The sequence below is a fragment of the Phaeobacter italicus genome (genome assembly GCF_001258055.1).
Lineage (GTDB): Bacteria > Pseudomonadota > Alphaproteobacteria > Rhodobacterales > Rhodobacteraceae > Phaeobacter > Phaeobacter italicus.
On the sequence record NZ_CVRM01000011.1, the window covers coordinates 711442 to 729053 of the forward strand.

General features: G+C 58.6%; 16 protein-coding genes and 1 tRNA gene. 9 read left to right on the top strand and 8 right to left on the bottom strand.

The genetic code is table 11. The features are described 5' to 3' along the window. Positions 1–83 precede the first annotated feature (83 nt). The 5 genes from NIT7645_RS06615 (at position 84) to NIT7645_RS06635 (ending at position 5208) form a co-directional block, all read left to right on the top strand. The gene (locus tag NIT7645_RS06615) at positions 84–1277 is read left to right on the top strand and encodes an ABC transporter substrate-binding protein (RefSeq protein WP_037302369.1); all 1194 of its coding nucleotides are present in this window, start codon (positions 84–86) and stop codon (positions 1275–1277) included. Between the two features lie 99 nt (positions 1278–1376). Continuing rightward, entirely contained in the window at positions 1377–2162 is a 786-nt protein-coding gene (locus tag NIT7645_RS06620) for an ABC transporter ATP-binding protein (RefSeq protein WP_008560112.1), read from the top strand. Then, entirely contained in the window at positions 2162–2875 is a 714-nt protein-coding gene (locus NIT7645_RS06625; protein WP_008559445.1) for an ABC transporter ATP-binding protein, read from the top strand. The genes NIT7645_RS06620 and NIT7645_RS06625 overlap by 1 nt, the downstream gene beginning before the upstream one ends. Positions 2876–2878: 3 nt before the next feature. Continuing rightward, positions 2879–3889: a branched-chain amino acid ABC transporter permease gene (locus tag NIT7645_RS06630; protein ID WP_008559545.1), complete on the top strand. Its 1011-nt coding sequence runs from the start codon at positions 2879–2881 to the stop codon at positions 3887–3889. Further along, on the top strand, positions 3886–5208 hold the full coding sequence (locus tag NIT7645_RS06635) for a branched-chain amino acid ABC transporter permease (protein ID WP_008559723.1): 1323 nt from the start codon (positions 3886–3888) through the stop codon (positions 5206–5208). Before NIT7645_RS06630 ends, NIT7645_RS06635 begins: the two co-directional genes overlap by 4 nt. Before the next feature lie 75 nt (positions 5209–5283). Here the strand turns inward: NIT7645_RS06635 and NIT7645_RS06640 are convergent, their stop codons facing one another. After that, positions 5284–6828 carry a helicase HerA-like domain-containing protein gene (locus tag NIT7645_RS06640; RefSeq protein WP_037302367.1) on the bottom strand — a complete coding sequence of 515 codons (1545 nt, stop codon included), beginning with the start codon at positions 6826–6828 and terminating at the stop codon, positions 5284–5286. A gap of 628 nt (positions 6829–7456) precedes the next feature. On the opposite strand from NIT7645_RS06640, the gene NIT7645_RS06645 reads away from it, so the two are divergent. Further along, the gene (locus tag NIT7645_RS06645; RefSeq protein WP_008559785.1) at positions 7457–8095 is read left to right on the top strand and encodes an invasion associated locus B family protein; all 639 of its coding nucleotides are present in this window, start codon (positions 7457–7459) and stop codon (positions 8093–8095) included. Positions 8096–8176: 81 nt separating this feature from the next. On the opposite strand, the gene NIT7645_RS06650 is transcribed toward NIT7645_RS06645, so the two are convergent. From NIT7645_RS06650 to NIT7645_RS06665, 4 genes are read right to left on the bottom strand one after another with little or no spacing between them, the layout of a single operon-like run. Next, positions 8177–9385, bottom strand: coding sequence for a beta-ketoacyl-[acyl-carrier-protein] synthase family protein (locus NIT7645_RS06650; protein ID WP_008562611.1), 1209 nt, complete (start codon positions 9383–9385; stop codon positions 8177–8179). Positions 9386–9413: 28 nt separating this feature from the next. Continuing rightward, entirely contained in the window at positions 9414–9668 is a 255-nt protein-coding gene (locus NIT7645_RS06655) for an acyl carrier protein (protein ID WP_008561957.1), read from the bottom strand. A gap of 46 nt (positions 9669–9714) precedes the next feature. Further along, positions 9715–10797 (bottom strand): UDP-3-O-(3-hydroxymyristoyl)glucosamine N-acyltransferase, encoded by a 1083-nt coding sequence (gene lpxD, locus NIT7645_RS06660; protein WP_050686378.1) that lies wholly within the window; start codon positions 10795–10797, stop codon positions 9715–9717. 38 nt (positions 10798–10835) lie between these two features. Then, positions 10836–12455, bottom strand: coding sequence for a L,D-transpeptidase family protein (locus tag NIT7645_RS06665; protein WP_173644441.1), 1620 nt, complete (start codon positions 12453–12455; stop codon positions 10836–10838). A gap of 314 nt (positions 12456–12769) precedes the next feature. Between NIT7645_RS06665 and mepK the strand changes: the two genes are divergently transcribed. Beyond that, on the top strand, positions 12770–13402 hold the full coding sequence (gene mepK / locus NIT7645_RS06670; protein ID WP_008562079.1) for a peptidoglycan L,D-endopeptidase MepK: 633 nt from the start codon (positions 12770–12772) through the stop codon (positions 13400–13402). Positions 13403–13614: 212 nt separating this feature from the next. Beyond that, a tRNA-Arg gene (locus NIT7645_RS06675) sits at positions 13615–13691 on the top strand. Positions 13692–13698: 7 nt separating this feature from the next. Here NIT7645_RS06675 and NIT7645_RS06680 read toward each other — a convergent pair. Then, entirely contained in the window at positions 13699–14679 is a 981-nt protein-coding gene (locus NIT7645_RS06680) for a LysR family transcriptional regulator (protein ID WP_008562796.1), read from the bottom strand. A gap of 112 nt (positions 14680–14791) precedes the next feature. Here NIT7645_RS06680 and NIT7645_RS06685 point away from each other — a divergent pair, with 112 nt between their 5' ends. Beyond that, positions 14792–15517, top strand: a complete 726-nt coding sequence (locus NIT7645_RS06685) for an SDR family oxidoreductase (RefSeq protein WP_008561207.1) — start codon at positions 14792–14794, stop codon at positions 15515–15517. Between the two features lie 67 nt (positions 15518–15584). Here the strand turns inward: NIT7645_RS06685 and NIT7645_RS06690 are convergent, their stop codons facing one another. Together NIT7645_RS06690 and NIT7645_RS06695 are read right to left on the bottom strand one after the other, a co-directional pair. Beyond that, complete coding sequence (locus NIT7645_RS06690) at positions 15585–16664, bottom strand: methyltetrahydrofolate cobalamin methyltransferase (protein WP_008561041.1); 1080 nt, start codon at positions 16662–16664, stop codon at positions 15585–15587. A gap of 9 nt (positions 16665–16673) precedes the next feature. Beyond that, entirely contained in the window at positions 16674–17600 is a 927-nt protein-coding gene (locus NIT7645_RS06695; RefSeq protein WP_037302823.1) for a methylenetetrahydrofolate reductase, read from the bottom strand. Between the last annotated feature and the right edge of the window lie 12 nt (positions 17601–17612).

Genomic DNA, 17612 nt, shown 5'->3' on the forward strand with positions numbered 1-17612 from the left:
GTGCAGAAGCCCTTCCCTTTCCATTCCTGCTTGCCTAGGGTCCGATCTGAACATTTTGTTCCAACATTGGGAGTTCAAAAAAAATGAAAAAACTCATGATGGCGACCGCCGCCGCTGCCCTGACTGCGGGCACCGCGTTTGCAGGCGGTCATGCAAAAGAAGTGAAGCTGGGCATTCTGCTGGGGTTCACCGGTCCGATTGAATCGCTGACACCGCATATGGCTGGCGCTGCTGAAATGGCCGCCGCTGAGGTCAGCGCATCTGGCAAGCTGCTGGACGGCGCAAAAGTGACCACCATGCGTGGTGACTCTGCCTGTATCGACAACGGCATCGCCACCGCAAGCGCGGAAAAACTGCTCTCCGATGGTGTCAACGGCATCATGGGCTCTGACTGTTCCGGCGTGACCGGCGCGGTTCTGCAGAACGTTGCTGTGCCAAACGGCATGGTCATGGTGTCGCCGTCGGCGTCTTCGCCGGGTCTGTCGACCATGGAAGACAACGGTCTGTTCTTCCGCACCACGCCGTCTGACGCCCGTCAGGGTCAGATCATGGCCGAAGTGCTGAAGGATCGCGGCGTGAACTCCATCGCGCTGACCTACACCAACAACGACTATGGTAAAGGCCTGTCCGACGCGATCAAAACCTCTTTTGAGGCGGCGGGCGGTGAAGTGACCATCGTTGCTGCACATGAAGACGGCAAAGGTGACTACTCTGCTGAAGTTGGCGCACTGGCCTCTGCCGGCGGCGACGTTCTGGTTGTTGCGGGCTACCTCGACCAGGGTGGTCTGGGCATCATCCAGGGTGCACTTGACACCGGTGCATTCGACACCTTCGGCCTGCCCGACGGCATGGTTGGTGACTCCCTTCCGCAGAACGTCGGTCCGGATCTCGACGGCTCCTTCGGCCAGTTCCCCGGCTCCCAGAGCCAAGGTGCTGATATCTTTGCCGAAATGACCAAAGACGCTGACTTTGACGGCTCTTCTGCATACGTGGGTGAATCCTACGACGCAGCTGCGCTGATCCTGCTGGCGATGCAGGCTGCGGGCTCCATGAACCCGGCCGATTACGCTGGCAAGATCCTCGACGTTGCTAACGCACCGGGCGAGCCGATCAATCCGGGTGAGCTGGGCAAGGCGCTTGAGATCCTCGCTGCAGGTGGTCAGATCGACTATCAGGGCGCAACCGGCGTTGAGCTGATTGGCCCGGGTGAAAGCGCAGGCTCTTACCGTGAAATCGAAATCAAGGACGGTGCTGTAACCACGGTTAAGTACCGCTAACTCTGATTTCTTTCAGATGTTAACCTATGATCAGCCCGGGTTCTGCCCGGGCTGTTCCAAATTCAAAAGCCGTGAAACTGCGGCAGGGGATGAAATGACATGATCGTCGTCGAGGACTTGCACAAGCACTTCGGCGGGTTCCACGCGGTAGATGGCGCGTCGCTGGAAATCGCAAAGGGCTCCATAACCGGTTTGATCGGGCCAAACGGTGCCGGAAAAACCACTCTTTTCAACGTCATCGCTGGCGTGCTTCAACCGACCTCCGGCCGGGTGACCATGGATGGCGAGGATATCACCGGATTGCCCCCGCACGAGCTGTTCCACAAGGGGCTCTTGCGCACCTTCCAGATCGCGCATGAGTTTTCGACCATGACGTGCCGGGAAAACCTGATGATGGTGCCGGCCAACCAGTCTGGCGAAAGCCTCTGGAACACGTGGTTTGGCCGCAAGCGGATCGCTGATGAGGAACGCGCCCTGCGCGCCAAGGCAGATGAGGTTCTGGAGTTTCTTACCATCAGCCATATCGCGGACCTGAAGGCCGGCGAAATCTCCGGTGGCCAAAAAAAGCTCCTGGAGCTTGGTCGCACGATGATGGTGGATGCCAAGATCGTCTTTCTCGACGAGGTGGGCGCCGGGGTGAACCGCACCCTGCTCTACACCATTGCCGACGCCATCAAGCGCCTCAATGAGGAACGCGGATATACCTTTGTCGTCATCGAACACGACATGGAATTCATCGGCCGCCTTTGTGATCCGGTCATCTGCATGGCCGAGGGCAAGAAACTTGCCGAAGGCACGCTGGACGAGATCAAGGCAAATGAGCAGGTGATCGAGGCCTACCTCGGCACTGGTCTGAAAAACAAAGATAAACTGGAGCAGGCATAATGTCTGAACCCTTTCTGATTGGCGATGCCATGACAGGCGGTTACGGCAAGGGGCCGGACATCCTGCATGAATGCACGATCGCCGTGAACCCCGGCGAAATCGCCGTTATCGTCGGCCCGAATGGCGCTGGCAAATCCACCGCGATGAAAGCCGTCTTCGGCCTTCTCAACGTCCGCTCGGGCGCGGTCCGGCTGGATGGCGAGGACATCACGTCCCTGTCTCCGCAGGATCGCGTCGTAAAGGGCATGGGCTTTGTTCCGCAGACCCAGAACATCTTCACCTCCATGACGGTTGAGGAAAACCTGGAAATGGGGGGCTTCATCCGGACCGATGATATTCGCGACACGATGGAGCAAGTCTATGATCTGTTCCCGATCCTGCGCGACAAACGCAATCAGCCGGCGGGTGAATTGTCAGGCGGTCAACGTCAGCAGGTGGCCGTGGGCCGTGCACTGATGACCAAGCCCAAGGTGCTGATGCTGGATGAACCGACCGCTGGTGTGTCCCCCATCGTGATGGACGAGCTGTTTGACCGGATCATCGAGGTATCGCGCACAGGTCTGCCGATCCTGATGGTGGAACAGAACGCCAAGCAAGCGCTTGAGATCGCAGACAAAGGCTATGTTCTGGTGCAGGGGCGCAATGCCTATACCGGCACCGGCCAAGAGCTGCTGGCCGATCCCGAAGTGCGCAAATCTTTCCTGGGGGGCTAAGAGATGGATTTCCTCAACGCCCTAGTGGCATTTGTCAATTTTGTTGGCGTGCCCGCCATTGCCTATGGCAGCCAACTCGCGATCGGCGCGCTTGGTGTGACGCTGGTCTACTCTGTCCTGCGGTTTTCGAACTTTGCCCATGGTGACACCATGGCGTTTGGAACGATGATCACCATCCTTGTCACTTGGTGGCTTCAGTCCCTCGGCGTGAGCTTCGGCCCGCTGCCGACCGCGCTGCTTGCGCTCCCTGCAGGGATCGCAGCGACCATGGCGCTGATGCTGTTTACCGACCGCACCGTCTACAAATTCTACCGCGCACAAAAAGCCAAGCCGGTGGTTTTTGTAATGGTCTCGCTTGGTGTGATGTTCATGATGAACGGGCTTGTCCGTTTTGTGATCGGCCCGGGTGACCAGCGTTTTGCGGATGGCGAACGGTTCCTGATTTCTGCACGCGATTTCAAGGCCATGACCGGCCTGCGTGAAGGTCTTGCCATCAAAACCACCCAAGGGATCACCGTTATCACTGCGGTGATCGTGGTGGCCCTCCTGTTCTGGTTCCTGAACAAGACCCGCACCGGCAAATCCATGCGTGCCTATTCCGACAACGAAGATCTGGCGCTGCTCTCCGGGATCAACCCGGAGCGGGTGGTGATGTACACATGGCTGATCGTCGCCAGCCTCGCGACCATTGCAGGTGTGCTGTATGGTCTGGACAAGTCGTTCAAACCTTTCACCTATTTCCAGCTGCTGCTGCCGATCTTTGCGGCAGCGATCGTTGGCGGTCTGGGGAGCCCTATTGGCGCGATTGCCGGCGGCTTCATCATCGCCTTCTCCGAGGTGACAATCACCTATGCGTGGAAAAAGGTGCTCACCTATGTGCTGCCTGAAAGCCTGAAACCTGATGGTCTCGTCCAGCTGCTGAGCACGGACTACAAATTTGCCGTCTCGTTCACCATCCTGGTGATTGTGCTTCTGTTCAAGCCCACGGGCCTATTCAAAGGAAAAGCGGTATGAGCGATACAGTAAAAACCTCGCTTCTCTTCCTCTTTGTTGGTGTTCTGATCCTGCTTGAGGGCTCCACCAATGCGTTGTTCTTCTCCGGGTCGTGGAACTCGGCCCTGTTGATCCTGAACATGGGGCTGGTGTCGGCCATCATGGCTCTTGGGGTCAATCTGCAGTGGGGCTTTGCCGGTCTGTTCAATGTCGGCATCATGGGCTTTGTCGCTCTTGGTGGTCTGGCTGTTGTGCTGGTCTCCAGTGCCCCGACCCCCGGCGCATGGAGCCAGGGCGGCGTTGGCATCATCATGGCCCTTGTGATGGGCGCGATGACGCTGGTTGCCGCGATTGCCGTGTTCCGCATGATGGAGCCGGGCAAGCTGCGCAGCGTCGTGATGATTGCGGTGCTTGCCGTTGGCTTTGTGGTTTACCGCGCGATCTTTGACCCGTCGGTTGCCGGTGTCGAGGCCATTGACCCTGCCCTTGCAGGCAACCTTGGTGGTCTGGGTCTGCCGGTTCTTCTGGCATGGCCTGCCGGCGGTCTGCTGGCGGCGGGCGCCGCCTGGTTGATCGGCAAGACGGCGCTTGGGCTGCGGTCTGATTACCTGGCGATTGCCACCCTTGGCATTGCCGAGATCATCATTGCCGTGATGAAAAACGAGGACTGGCTGTCGCGTGGCGTCAAGAACGTCATCGGCCTGCCCCGCCCCATGCCCTATGAAGTGGACCTGCAAAACGATGCAGAGTTCGTGGCAAAGGCGGCAGACTATGGTCTGGATCCGGTTCTGGCATCCACGCTTTATGTCAAGCTGGGCTACTCGCTCATGTTCACTGTTGTGCTGTTGGTGCTGTTGTGGATGGCGCAGATGGCGCTCAAGAGCCCGTGGGGCCGCATGATGCGTGCGATCCGCGACAATGAGGTCGCCGCCGAAGCAATGGGCAAGAACGTCACCCGTCGCCATCTGCAGATCTTTGTTCTGGGCTCCGCGATCTGCGGCATCGCCGGTGCAATGATGACAACGCTGGACAGCCAGTTGACACCCGGCACCTACAACCCGCTGCGCTTTACCTTCCTTATCTGGGTAATGGTGATCGTCGGCGGGTCGGGCAACAACTTTGGCTCGGTTCTTGGCGGGCTGCTGATCTGGTTCCTGTGGATCAAGGTAGAGCCTATGGGGCTCCTCCTGATCGAAACCATCACTGCGGGGCTCTCCGACGGCAGCGCAGTAAAGGCACATCTTCTGGACAGCGCCGCGCATATGCGCCTGCTGACGATGGGTTTGATCCTGTTGCTTGTCCTGCGGTTCAGCCCACGGGGCCTGTTGCCGGAACGCTAAGGCCAATCGCCACAAACGACAAAAAACGCCGCCAGAGAGATCTGGCGGCGTTTTGCATTCTGGGCTTTGCTGGGCTCAGCGCCCTTTGAACAAACTGCCCAGGATCCCGCGCACGATGCGGCGACCGGTTGTGCCCTTCAGTTCTTTGATGACCGCCTCGCCAATTGCCGACCCAAAGCTGTCGCGCGGCTTGACACGACGCGCGCTGGAGCGGCTGACCCGCGCACCGCTATAGCGACGGGCGGCGTTGTATTCCCGTGCCATGGGCTCTGGTGCGATCTCGGCCGCGTCTTCTGCGGCTTCGGCCTCGGCTGCGGCCTTGGCAGCGCGCTCCGCCAGAATTTCATAGGCTGACCGTCGGTCCGCAGGTTGGTCATATTTTCCGGCCATATCGGATTGGCGCAGAAACTCCGCGCGCTCGGATGGGGAAATCGGGCCAAGCTGGGAGCTCGGCGGGCGGATCAATGTCCGCTCGACTATGCCGGGCACACCTTTCTTTTGCAGCATCGAGGTCACCGCTTCACCGACACCGACCTCGCGAATGGCGTCCTCGGTCGAGAACCTTGGGTTTTCGCGGTAGGTCTCGGCGGCCAGGCGCAGGTTTTTGCGATCACGGGCCGTAAAGGCCCGCAAGGCGTGCTGGATCCGGTTGCCAAGCTGGCCAAGGATGTCCTCTGGCACGTCGGCAGGTGACTGCGTGATGAAATAGACGCCAACCCCCTTGGAACGGATCAGGCGCGCGACCTGCTCGACCTTATCTATGAGGGCCTTTGGCGCGTCGTCAAACAGCAGGTGGGCCTCGTCAAAGAAGAACACCAGCTTGGGTTTGTCCGGATCACCAACCTCTGGCAATTCCTCAAACAGTTCGGACAACAGCCACAGAAGGAAAGTCGCATAAAGGCCCGGCGCAGCCATCAACTTGTCAGCCGCCAGAATGTTCACCATTCCCCGCCCGTCAGCGTCACAGCGCATCAGGTCCGACAGCTCCAGCGCAGGTTCGCCAAACAGCTGCGCGCCGCCCTGATTTTCCAGCACCAGCAGGCGCCGCTGGATCGCGCCAATGGAGGCGGTAGAGACATTGCCGTAGCGCAACGACAATTCGGCACGGTTTTCACCAACCCAGACCAGCAATGCCTGAAGATCCTTCAGATCAAGCAGCGCCAGACCTTCTTCATCGGCCAGTCGAAAGGCGATGTTCAGGATACCCTCCTGCGCCTCGCTCAGCTCCAGCAGACGAGCAAGCAGCAACGGCCCCATTTCTGCAACAGTGGTCCGGACGGGATGGCCTTGCTCTCCGTAGAGATCCCAGAATGTCACTGGCGTTGCGTGATAGCTGTAATCTGCAAACCCGATTTTGGCCGCACGTTCCATAAAGGGGCCATGCAGTTTATGCGTCGCGCTCCCCGCTTTGGCGAGGCCGGACAGATCCCCCTTAACGTCAGACAGGATCACCGGGACGCCCGCGTTCGAGAAGCTTTCCGCCAGGATCTGCAAGGTGACTGTTTTGCCGGTGCCAGTTGCGCCGGCGATCAGGCCGTGGCGGTTGGCGTATTTCAGGGTCATCTCCTGCGGTTCAGCATAAGACTCGCCGCCGCCTCCGATGAAAATGGTCTCTGTCATGGCTGCCTGTGTTCCTTTGAATTTGGTCTGTCGACCTTGTGCTGTCACCAATCCTGCGCAGAGGCGGCGATCGTTTCAATGAAAATACAAAATTAACCTTTTCATGCGACCGTCATACTTGCCCACCGACCATCATGCGGTTGTGTTGGTGGACATTTCCTCCCTGTCAGACTGGCCGTGCCCTTGGCACGGCCTTTTTTCGTGACTATCTGATACATGTAAGTGATTGGATGGCGTGGAAATTCTGCCGTGTTTCTGCCCTGAATGCCTATCATTTAGGCATATCACATTCCGCCGGGGCAACCAGAGCGGGAAACCTGCGCGGAATGCGCGCGCGTGTCGATAAAATTTGCGCTAACCACATTTTTTTCTCATTGCATGTTGACCGATGGCCGACCCTTTCGTAACGTCCTACCCAATAACTAAGTCGGCCAGTCCGACGGGGAGAGACTATACGAAAAAGGGGGCGCTCTGCTCCCTTTTTTGTTTTTTGAACAATCCCTTGCGCCAGTGAGAAACTTCCCGCTCAATTCCCCGCCATCGATGCCGGTTCTGGTGGTTATTCCCCTGACAGCCCAATCTTGGCGTGCTACATCAATTTCACCAAGCAAGGATATATGAGGCAATCATGATGAAGTCCCTGACCCCGATGACCCTGGCAGCGCTGATGGCTCTGCCCCTGCCCCTGATGGCGCAGGACAGCTCTGGGGCGGTTGCGACCGAAGAGAGCCAGCCCGCAGCAGAAAACGCCGAAGCCCCGACGGCTGACGACGTTCTGGATCTGGGCCAGCCTGTGCAAGAAGGCCCGCGTCTGGGTCAGCGGTATTCCAAGGAAACACATGGCGATTGGGATCTGGCCTGCGTGAAAACGGAACAGGAGCAGGATCCCTGCTCGTTGCTGCAGATCATGACCGACGAAAACGGCAGCCCGATGGCTGAGTTTTCGATGTTCCGGATCGATCAGGAGGGCAGCCAGGCCGTGGCCGGCGCGACTGTGATCGTTCCTTTGGAAACGCTGCTGCCTGCAGCCCTGACCATTTCCGTCGATGGCGGTCCTGCCAAGCGTTACAATTACTCGTTCTGCAACCCGACCGGCTGCGTTGCGCAGATTGGTCTGACGCAGGGTGACATCGACGCCATGAAAAAGGGCAAGGTTGCCACGCTGAGCCTGCGTCCGGCACCGGCGCCGGATCAGGTGATCAACATGGAAATGTCGCTGAGCGGCTTTACCGCCGGCTACAACGTCGTGGATGTGGTAAAGCAGTAAACGCAGGCTTTTGCCAAAAACAGGAAACCGCCGCCCCCGGATCTCGGAGGCGGCGGTTTTCTTTTGTCCGGTGCAATCGGTTCAGACCTTGCGCAATGCCAGAACCGCGTTCAGCCCGCCAAAGGCAAACGCATTGCTAAGTGCGACATCGACCTTTGCTTCGCGGGCGGTGTTCGGCACCACATCAAGCGCACATTCGGGGTCTGGTTCCTCATAGCCGATGGTGGGCGCAACGATCCCGTCGCGCAATGCCATGATGCAGGCCAACAGTTCCACGGCCCCAGTTCCACCAATCAAATGCCCATGCATCGATTTTGTCGAGGACATCATCAGATTGTCAGCATGTGGGCCGAACACATCTGCAACGGCTGCGCATTCGGTTTTGTCATTGGCCGCTGTCCCGGTGCCGTGGGCATTGATGTAGGCCACATCTTCGGGATTGAGGCGGGCGTCCTGCAAGGCACCCGCAATTGCACGGGCAGCGCCTTGCTTGCTGGGCATCACGATGTCGGCCGCATCCGAGGACATGGCAAAGCCGATGACTTCGCAGATGATATCCGCACCACGGGCACGCGCGTGTTCATATTCCTCAAACACGAAAATCCCCGCCCCCTCGCCCTGGACCATGCCATTGCGGTTGGCGCTAAAGGGCCGACAGGCATCCCGTGACATGACGCGCAAACCTTCCCACGCCTTGACACCACCGAAGCACAGCATGGATTCAGATCCGCCGGTGACCATGACCGGGCTCATCCCGCTCCGCACCATCTGAAACGCCTGTGCCATCGCATGATTGGAGGACGCACAAGCCGTCGAAACGGTAAAGCTGGGCCCCTTTAGGTTATGCTCCATCGAGACGTGGCTTGCGGCCGCGTTGTTCATGAGCTTGGGCACAACAAAAGGATGGACCCGGTTTTTGCCCGCCTCATAAACAGAGCGGTAGTTGTCATCCCAGGTCGAGACGCCACCGCCTGCAGTCCCAAGCACAACGCCCGATTTCTGAGAGAGCTCTCCATGGAACTCCAGCCCGGATTGCTGGATCGCCTCCTTGGCCGCTGTCAGCGTGAACTGGGTGAAGCGATCATAGAGGCTCATCTGCTGGCGGTTGAACCTGCCTTCCGCTTCAAATCCGTGCACCTGCCCACCGATCCGGATCGACAGGCGGTCAACGTCCTGAAAATCCAGTTCGCCAATCCCGCAACGTCCCTCAGCAAGAGAGGTCATCGTCTCGGCAACGGTGTGGCCGAGGGCATTGATCGTCCCCATGCCGGTAATCACAACCCGTTTCATGCTGGGCCCTCGCCGAACCGAGCCGCGATCATTTCTCTGCAATCAGCTTTTCAATGCCGGCGATGATCGCGGCAACGTTGGAGATGTCGAACTCGCTTTTTTCCGGTTCATTTGCGTTGAACGGGATGGTGATGTCGAACTCTTCCTCAATGGCAAAGATGCTCTCTACCAGGCCGAGGCTGTCAATCCCCAGATCTTCGAGTGTGCTGTCCAGCGCGACATCCGACGGTTCCAGCACGGCCTGTTCGGCAATAATGGCGATGACCTTGTCCTGTGTGCTCATAACGGTCCCCAGTTGTGGTTCAGTTGCTCATGTAGTGACAGCGCCGTTATTTGAAAACTGCCTTCTTCAGCGCATCAATGTCGCGCATCAGTCGGCCAAGACGCCTCTGCGCCTTATACATTTCGGTATGTGTCTCCATTTTGACAGCTGGATAGCCCATGACCACGCGGCCCGCGGGAACATTCGACAGGATCTTGGTCCCGCCGCCTGCAATCACGCCGTCGCCAATGAACAGATTGTCTGCAACACCGGTCTGCCCGCCAAGAACGACATTGTTGCCGATCTCGACCGAGCCGGAAATTCCGGTCTGCCCACACAGCAGACAGTCCCGACCGACACGGGTGTTGTGGCCGACGTGAACAAGGTTGTCGAGCTTGCTGCCATCACCGATCACGGTGTTGCGGATGGTGCCATTATCGACGGTGGAGTTCATGCCCAGTTCAACGTCGTCCCCGATCTCGACCGCGCCGAGCGAGTGGATCCGCAGCCAGCTCTGCGCTTTGCTTTCGCCCTGATCCCCCATGGTCTTGCGGGCGGTCTCGACACCGGACACCTCGGGCGTGACATAGGAAAAACCGTCCCCGCCAACACGCGCGCCCGGTTGGGCGCGAAACCGTGCACCAATGGTGGCACGGGCGCCGATCGTGACGCCTTCGCGCAGCTGAGCCCCTTCGCCGATCACCACATCAGCGCCGATATAGCACTGCGGCCCGATCACCGATCCGCTGGCGATCTTTGCGCCACGCGCAACAACGCTCATGGGGCCAACGATTACATCCGCTGCCAGCTCGGCCTCTGGGTGGACGACAGCACTGGGATGGACCCCAATGCCAAAATCATCAAACCCCTGGCCCGGATCCAGAAGCCGGGTCACTCCGCCCATAGCCAGACGCGGACGGGGTGCAAAAATGGCGGCCTTCAGCCCCATTGATTGCCAATCTGCCCCCTCCCACACAAGCGCAACACGCGCAGAGCCATCAGAGAGGTTTTCGGCATATTTCGGGGCCATCGCCATGGCGAGATCATCCGGCCCGGCGTCCTGCGGCTCTGCCGCCCGCGAAATGGTGAGATCCAGATCCCCTTCAGCCTCTGCTCCAAGAGAGGCGGCAATCTCGCGCACTGTAAACATGTCGGGCCCTTCCGGTTAACTGCCTTTGGGCCCGAGGATTACCCTTGTACGCCCGGCAACACCACCCCTGCCCGTTCAAGCGCGGCCCATACCTTTGCGTCACGACCATAGACATCGCGGCGATACTCTGCCCGACCCTCAGGCGTGACAAAGGCGGTGCGATAGATCAGATGCACGGGCACCTGTTGTTCCAGATCCACCTTGGTTTCCTTGCCACTGCTCAGGATACGGTCAAAGAACTGCTTGGGGTTCTCTGTCTGCTTGGCGAGCAAAGCATACGCAAATTCAAAGGGTTGGGCCAAGCGGATGCAGCCGTGCGAGAACGCCCGGACCTCACGCTGAAACAGGCTCTTTTGCGGTGTGTCATGCAGGTAGATGTTATACTTGTTCGGGAACATGAACTTCACCAGCCCAAGCGCGTTTTTGCGGCTGGGGGGCTGGCGCATCGCATAGGGGAAATTCCGAGCGGTATACTGCGAAAAATCTGCAGTGCTGCGGTTCACCTTGCGGCCACGGCTGTCGGTGATCTCAATGTGGCCAACGGCATTGGGGTTTGCCTTCAGCTTGGGCAGATATTCCTTGGTGATGATAGAGCGCGGGACATACCAGCTTGGGTTGATGACCATATGCTCCATGACGTCCGAGAATTCGGGGGAGCGGCGATCTGAATGGTCCTTGCCGATCACAGAGCGGGTCTGAAATGTGACCTCGCCATTGTCGATGATCTTGGCGGTAAAGTCGGTCTGGTTCACCAGGATATGGCGCTCACCCCGATCGGGCGTCAGCCAGCGTTCCCGCTCCATCGCGACGAGAACCGATTTGAGCCGCGCAGACACAGGTTTGTTGATTTCCGAAATGGTGCCTGCCCCGGCAACGCCGTCCGCCTCAAGCCCGTGGGCCGCCTGAAATTTCTGCACCGCCCCTTCAAGCGCTGTGTCATAACGAAGAGATGCGCTGCGCTCCAGGTAGCCCATTTCGATCAGCCGGTTGCGCAAGGCAATCACTGCGCCCCCCTGATCGCCCCGCTCCAGTTTCTTGGCAGAAACGGTGGGCCCCCAGCCGCCTGCCGCCTGCAGGGCCTCCAGCCGCATCTTTTCGCGCAGCAAGGCCTGGTATTGCGGGTTCTGCGGCGCAAGACTCCGCAGGAACGCCACAGGCGCCTGGTCGCGAATGCCGGTCAGGTAAGAGGCGAAATCGGGCTGATGCTTCTTGCGGACGATGCCCTCGTCAATCCGGCGCGGCTCCAAAAGGCCGGTCTGCAGATCAGCCGCATAGTTAACAAGAGCGCGGCTCATGGCGACTTCGGCACGACCCAGGTCGCGGGTTGTCTGCACATTGCGCAGGATATTCATCAGGTCGGCAATTTCGGCCGAACGGTCCGGCAAGCCATGTGTGCCTGCCTCTTCCAACGCACGAAACAGCGCCGCACGGCGCAGCCGCGAAGATTCGTCACTGCCCGTCCAGATGGGTTCGAATTTCGTATCACGATAGAACTGCGCCACAGGCTCGCTTGCAGAGGCAGCCTCCGCCACCGCCTGTTTGAACGCACCGACCTGCGCCTGCGCTGGTGCAGCCAGTCCTGTCATGCCCCCAAGGGCCAAGGCGAAAACGCCTGCTTTCAGCGCTGGAATGGCTCGGGTCATCATCACGGGCGACATCAGTTTCGGTCCTCAAATCGTATTTGGATTATAACAGGTTGCGCCTGCCTATATGAAATCCTGGTAAACGCTAGCCCTGGTTGTCCACTCACTTTTCAATCAGCGCATAAAGGCAACAGAGCCCTGCGACATATGGGTCGCAGCCGCACCTCTCTGGCCTTGGAAAACTGGTTAAGGAACGGGGAAATTAACGCTTTATTTCCCTTTTCAGCAAAAAATTGCCTAAATTCACGGTTCATGTCGCACTGCAACATTCAAAACTTGGCTCACGATTCTGTATGTGCCATACATTCGTTGCGTGAACAGAGGATCACATGAAAGTCCGTAACATCGGACAACAGGCAGAGACTTCAGGCGTACGGGACAGCGCAGTGACACTAGCAAAGACGGACAAATCGGGACTTTCCCGTCGGGCCCTTTTGGGTGCGTTCGCGGCGACCACTTTGACGGCGGCCCCCACCTTTTCCAATGCAGCAGGCTTCTTGCGGGGCGCAGGCGACATCCGCCGCATCCGCATGTTCTCCGGTCGCACCGGCGAGCGGATCGATATGGTCTACTGGATTGACGGCAAATACATCAAAGACGCCGTGAAGGAGATCAACTACTTCATGCGTGACTGGCGCAGCGACGACGTTAAGGAAATCGACCTGCGCACCATCGACATCATGGCCGCTTCGCATAACCTCCTGGATGTGAACGAGCCCTACATGATGCTGTCGGGCTATCGCAGCCCGAAAACCAACGCGATGCTGCGCAGCCGCTCGCGCGGGGTTGCAAAGAACTCCCTGCACATGCGCGGTCAGGCGGCCGATCTGCGGCTGTCTTCGCGCTCTGTCACCCAGATGGCGAACGCTGCAATCGCGTGCCGCGCTGGTGGTGTCGGCAAATACCGCAGGTCCAATTTCGTCCACATGGACTGTGGCGTGGTCCGCAGCTGGAACGGCTGAAACACCGCCGATTTCCCCATCCACGAAGAACCCGCATGCATCGCCGCTGCGGGTTTTTTCTTGTGCGTTGATGGCCTCTTGCAACATTCCCAGTTCCGTTTGCGGTGCATTCACGATTTGTCACTCGCAAGACAAACGCCTGAAATGAATTATGGTTCCGGTGTTTTTTGTGATTGCAGTGACCGGCAGGCATGGCTATACGACCGGCATAGGCACCTGTAGCTCAGCTGGATAGAGCGCTGCCCTCCGAAGGCAGAGGCCAGAGGTTCGAATCCTCTCAGGTGCGCCACTTTTCATCACAGCGTTCCACCATCTGCCTCCCCCCTGTGAGAGCCTGCGTGCGGGTATGCCTGTGCTTCTCTCCACTCGGTTAGCTCGCCATTCAGAGCGGCGCGGTAGTGGGCTGGAAAGTGGCTGCAGAGCCAGTCCATCAGCGACCTGACACGGGCCAGTTGATGGCGCATCGGTGGGCAGACAAGGGACAGTGGCGTTTCCTCTGCCCAATCTGGCAGGACCTCTACCAATCGGCCGGCCTTGATATCCGCATCACAGTAGACATCCCCGATCCTGGCGACGCCGTGGCCTTCAATGGCGGCGCGGCGCATGACTCTGCCGCTTGCAATGCGCAGGCCGCGGCGGGCCTGGATGGTCTGCTCCTCTCCGTTTCGTGACATCTGCCAATGATCGACGCTGCCGTAGATGAGCGGCAGATCAACAAGATCAGAGGGGGTGTTGATGGGCCCGCGGGCGGCGACAAAGGCCGGGCTGGCGACATATCGGGTCCGAATGGTTCGCAGCCCCCGCGCAATGAGTGAGGAATCCGGCAATTCGCCCATCCGCAGGACGATATCATAGGGCCCATCAACCAGATCCACCCGCGCACTGGAAAAATCAAGGCGGACGGTCACATCCGGATGCGCCTGTTGAAACGACATGATCAGCGGCGCCACGAGGTCCTCTCCGATCAGCCCACCAACAGAGTTCATCCGGATCGCGCCCTTCAATGTGCGGGTGGATTGACTTGCCCAGTCCGCAGCAGCGTCAAGCTGGTTCATCGCTTTGCGACATTGGTCTGCATAGCCTTCACCCACCTCGGTCAGACGCAAGCTGCGGGTGGTGCGGACCAAAAGCTGCACGCTGAGCGCTTCTTCCAGTTCGCTCACCAACTGGCTGATGTTGGCCTTAGACATATTCGAGGCCCGTGCAGCAGCCGTAAAACTGCCATGTTCCGCGACAAGCAGAAAGGCACGGATGCCCCGCCAAGATACATTGTTCATTTTTACCTGACACTGATTTCAGATTAACGGTATCGAACCAGCTAATCGCCAGCCCTATGTCTTGTCCAGACGCAAACAATGGCCCCTTGGGCTCAATCGACAGGAGTTAGACATGACAACCAAACCGCTGATCGCAATCACAGGCGCAAGCTCTGGCATCGGGGCCGCGATGGCCAAACGGTTTTCTGACGCGGGCCACCCCTTGCTGCTGCTGGCGCGCCGGGTCGAAAAGCTGGAGGCCCTTGACCTCCCCAACACGCTGTGCCGCGCGGTTGATGTGACCAATCCCGACGCCTTGCAATCCGCCATTCGAGAGGCAGAAGAGATCTATGGCCCCGTCGATCTCATGGTGAACAACGCCGGTGTCATGTTGCTGGGTCAGATCGACACCCAAGATCCGACGGAATGGAAAAAGATGTTTGATGTCAATGTTATCGGTCTGCTTCATGGGGTGCAGTCGGTGCTGTCAGACATGAAGGCCCGCAAAGGCGGGACCATTCTCAACATCAGTTCCATTGCAGGACGCAAGTCGTTCCCGAACCACGCGGCCTATGTGGGCACGAAATTTGCGGTCTCCGCCATGAGTGAGAACATCCGGGAAGAAGTGGCAGACGACAACGTCCGCGTCATGACGATCTGCCCAGGTGTGGTTGGCACAGAGCTGATCGACCATACAACGGATGAGCAGATCAAATCCGACTACGCGGACTGGCGCGAGAGCATCGGTGGCGCGCTGGAACCTGACGACATCGCCCGAACCGCAGAGTTCATGTATGGCCAGCCGCAAGGGATGAACATTCGTGAAGTTGTGGTCGGACCGACCCGTCAACCGGCATAAGGCCTTGGTTCGAATAAAAAAGGCCGGGATCATCCCGGCCTTTTCTATTGTCATAGTCCTGAGAGGATCAGGCGCGACGACGACGTCCGCCACGGCCACCGCGACCACGACCCTCTTCACCGGCTTTAGCAGGGACCTTGTTGAACTTGATCCACTCAGCGCCACCTTCGTCGTTGTTGGTGAGGAAGTTGGCAGCGCGGATCGCCTCCATCTCCTTGCCGGGACGCGGCTTGGTGGAGCCCATGCCGAACAGCTGAACAAAGGCCTCGTCATCCATGCCTTCGGGGATGATGATGCCTGCCGCTTCGACTTCTGCTTTCTTCTCGGCGATCTTCTTCGGACCGATGGGCAGGGCCACCGGGTTCATGATCGCAGAAGTCATGCCGGTCGCCATAGCCATCGGCAGGAAGGCATTGTTGATGCCGTGGCGATTGGGCAGACCGAAAGAGATGTTGGATGCGCCACAGGTGGTGTTCACACCCAGCTCGTTGCGCAGACGGCGGTTCAGTTCAAACACCTGCAGACCCGCGGTGCCCATTGCGCCGATCGGCATGACCAGCGGGTCAACGACGATATCATGCGCCGGGATGCCAAAGTCAGCTGCGCGCTCAACAATCTTTTTGGCCACGGCAAAACGGACTTCGGGATCCTCGGAAATGCCGGTGTCGTCGTTGGAAATCGCAACAACAGGGACGTTGTATTTCTTGACCAGCGGCAGAACGATCTCAAGACGCTCTTCTTCGCCGGTAACAGAGTTCAGCAGCGGGCGGCCTTCGGCGGCTTCAAGACCGGCCTCAAGCGCACCGGGAACGGAGCTGTCGATACACAGCGGGCAGTCGGTGACAGCCTGCACACGCTTGACCAGCTCACGCATCAGGTCCGGTTCAACAAAGTTGTTGTCGGCATAACGCGGGTCTTCGGCCATCTTGTTGGAAAAGACCGCGCCAGAGTTGATGTCTAGAACAGTGGCGCCTGCAGCGACCTGCGCCAGTGCGTCCGCTTCAACGCGAGAGAAATCACCGCGCTCCAGCTCTTCGTTCAGGATTTTACGACCGGTCGGGTTGATGCGCTCGCCGATAACGGTGAACGGCTGATCAAAACCCATGATCGTGGTTTTTGTTTTTGATTCAATGATGGTACGGGTCATAGTTGATCCTTAGGAATTGACCGGCTTGGCTGCGTCGCCGCCGTTGTTGATGGCCCAGTTGGCGTTGGTTTTGATACCACCCAGCGGGAAGAAGTGGACGTTGGTGATGTTGAAGTCCGGGTTCGCGGCTTTGTGCGCGGCCAGCTCTGCAATCACGTCTGTCGGCTCGTACGGCAGCAGCAGTTTGGAGACATCCATCGCGCGTTTCTGCAGCACCTTCAGAGACGGGCCGACACCACAGGCAATCGCGAATTTGATCAGCGTCTGCAGCTTGGCAGGGCCTGCGATACCGATATGGATCGGCAGATCGACGCCAGCGGCTTTCAGACCGTCTGCCCATTCGATGATCGGCTTGGCATCAAAAGCGAACTGAGTTGCCAGCGCCATGCTTGCATCTGTGCGCTCAGAGAATTTCTGTTTCCACTGAAGTGCTTCGTCGACGTTCTTGGAGCTGCCGTCGGGGTCGATGTCCTTGTTGCCTTCCGGATGGCCCGCCACGTGCAGGTTGGTAAACCCAGCCTTGTCGAACAGACCGGTTTCCAAGAGCTGCATGGAGCTGTCGAAGGCACCATGAGGTTTGGCAACGCCACCCGCCAGCATCAGCGCCTGCTTGACGTCGGCCTCGCCCTGGTAACGTGCGATCCAATCCGCGAGCGTTGCCTCATCCTTGATGATCCGCGCAGGGAAGTGCGGCATCACAGGAAAGCCCTCGTCGTTCAGACGTTTGGCTGTCGCGACCATCTCTTCAATCGGAGTGCCTTCGATGTGGGCGATGTAGACGCGGGTGCCCGCTGGCAGCAGATCACGGAAATCGTCGACCTTGGCCGCCGTGCGCGGCATCACCTCGATCGAGTAGTTTTGCAGAAAGGCCTCGACCTCGGGGGAAGATGTCTGTGCCGCCCCGGCGTCGCGTTTTTTGAAGTTCAACAAAGCCATCGTGGCCTCCCA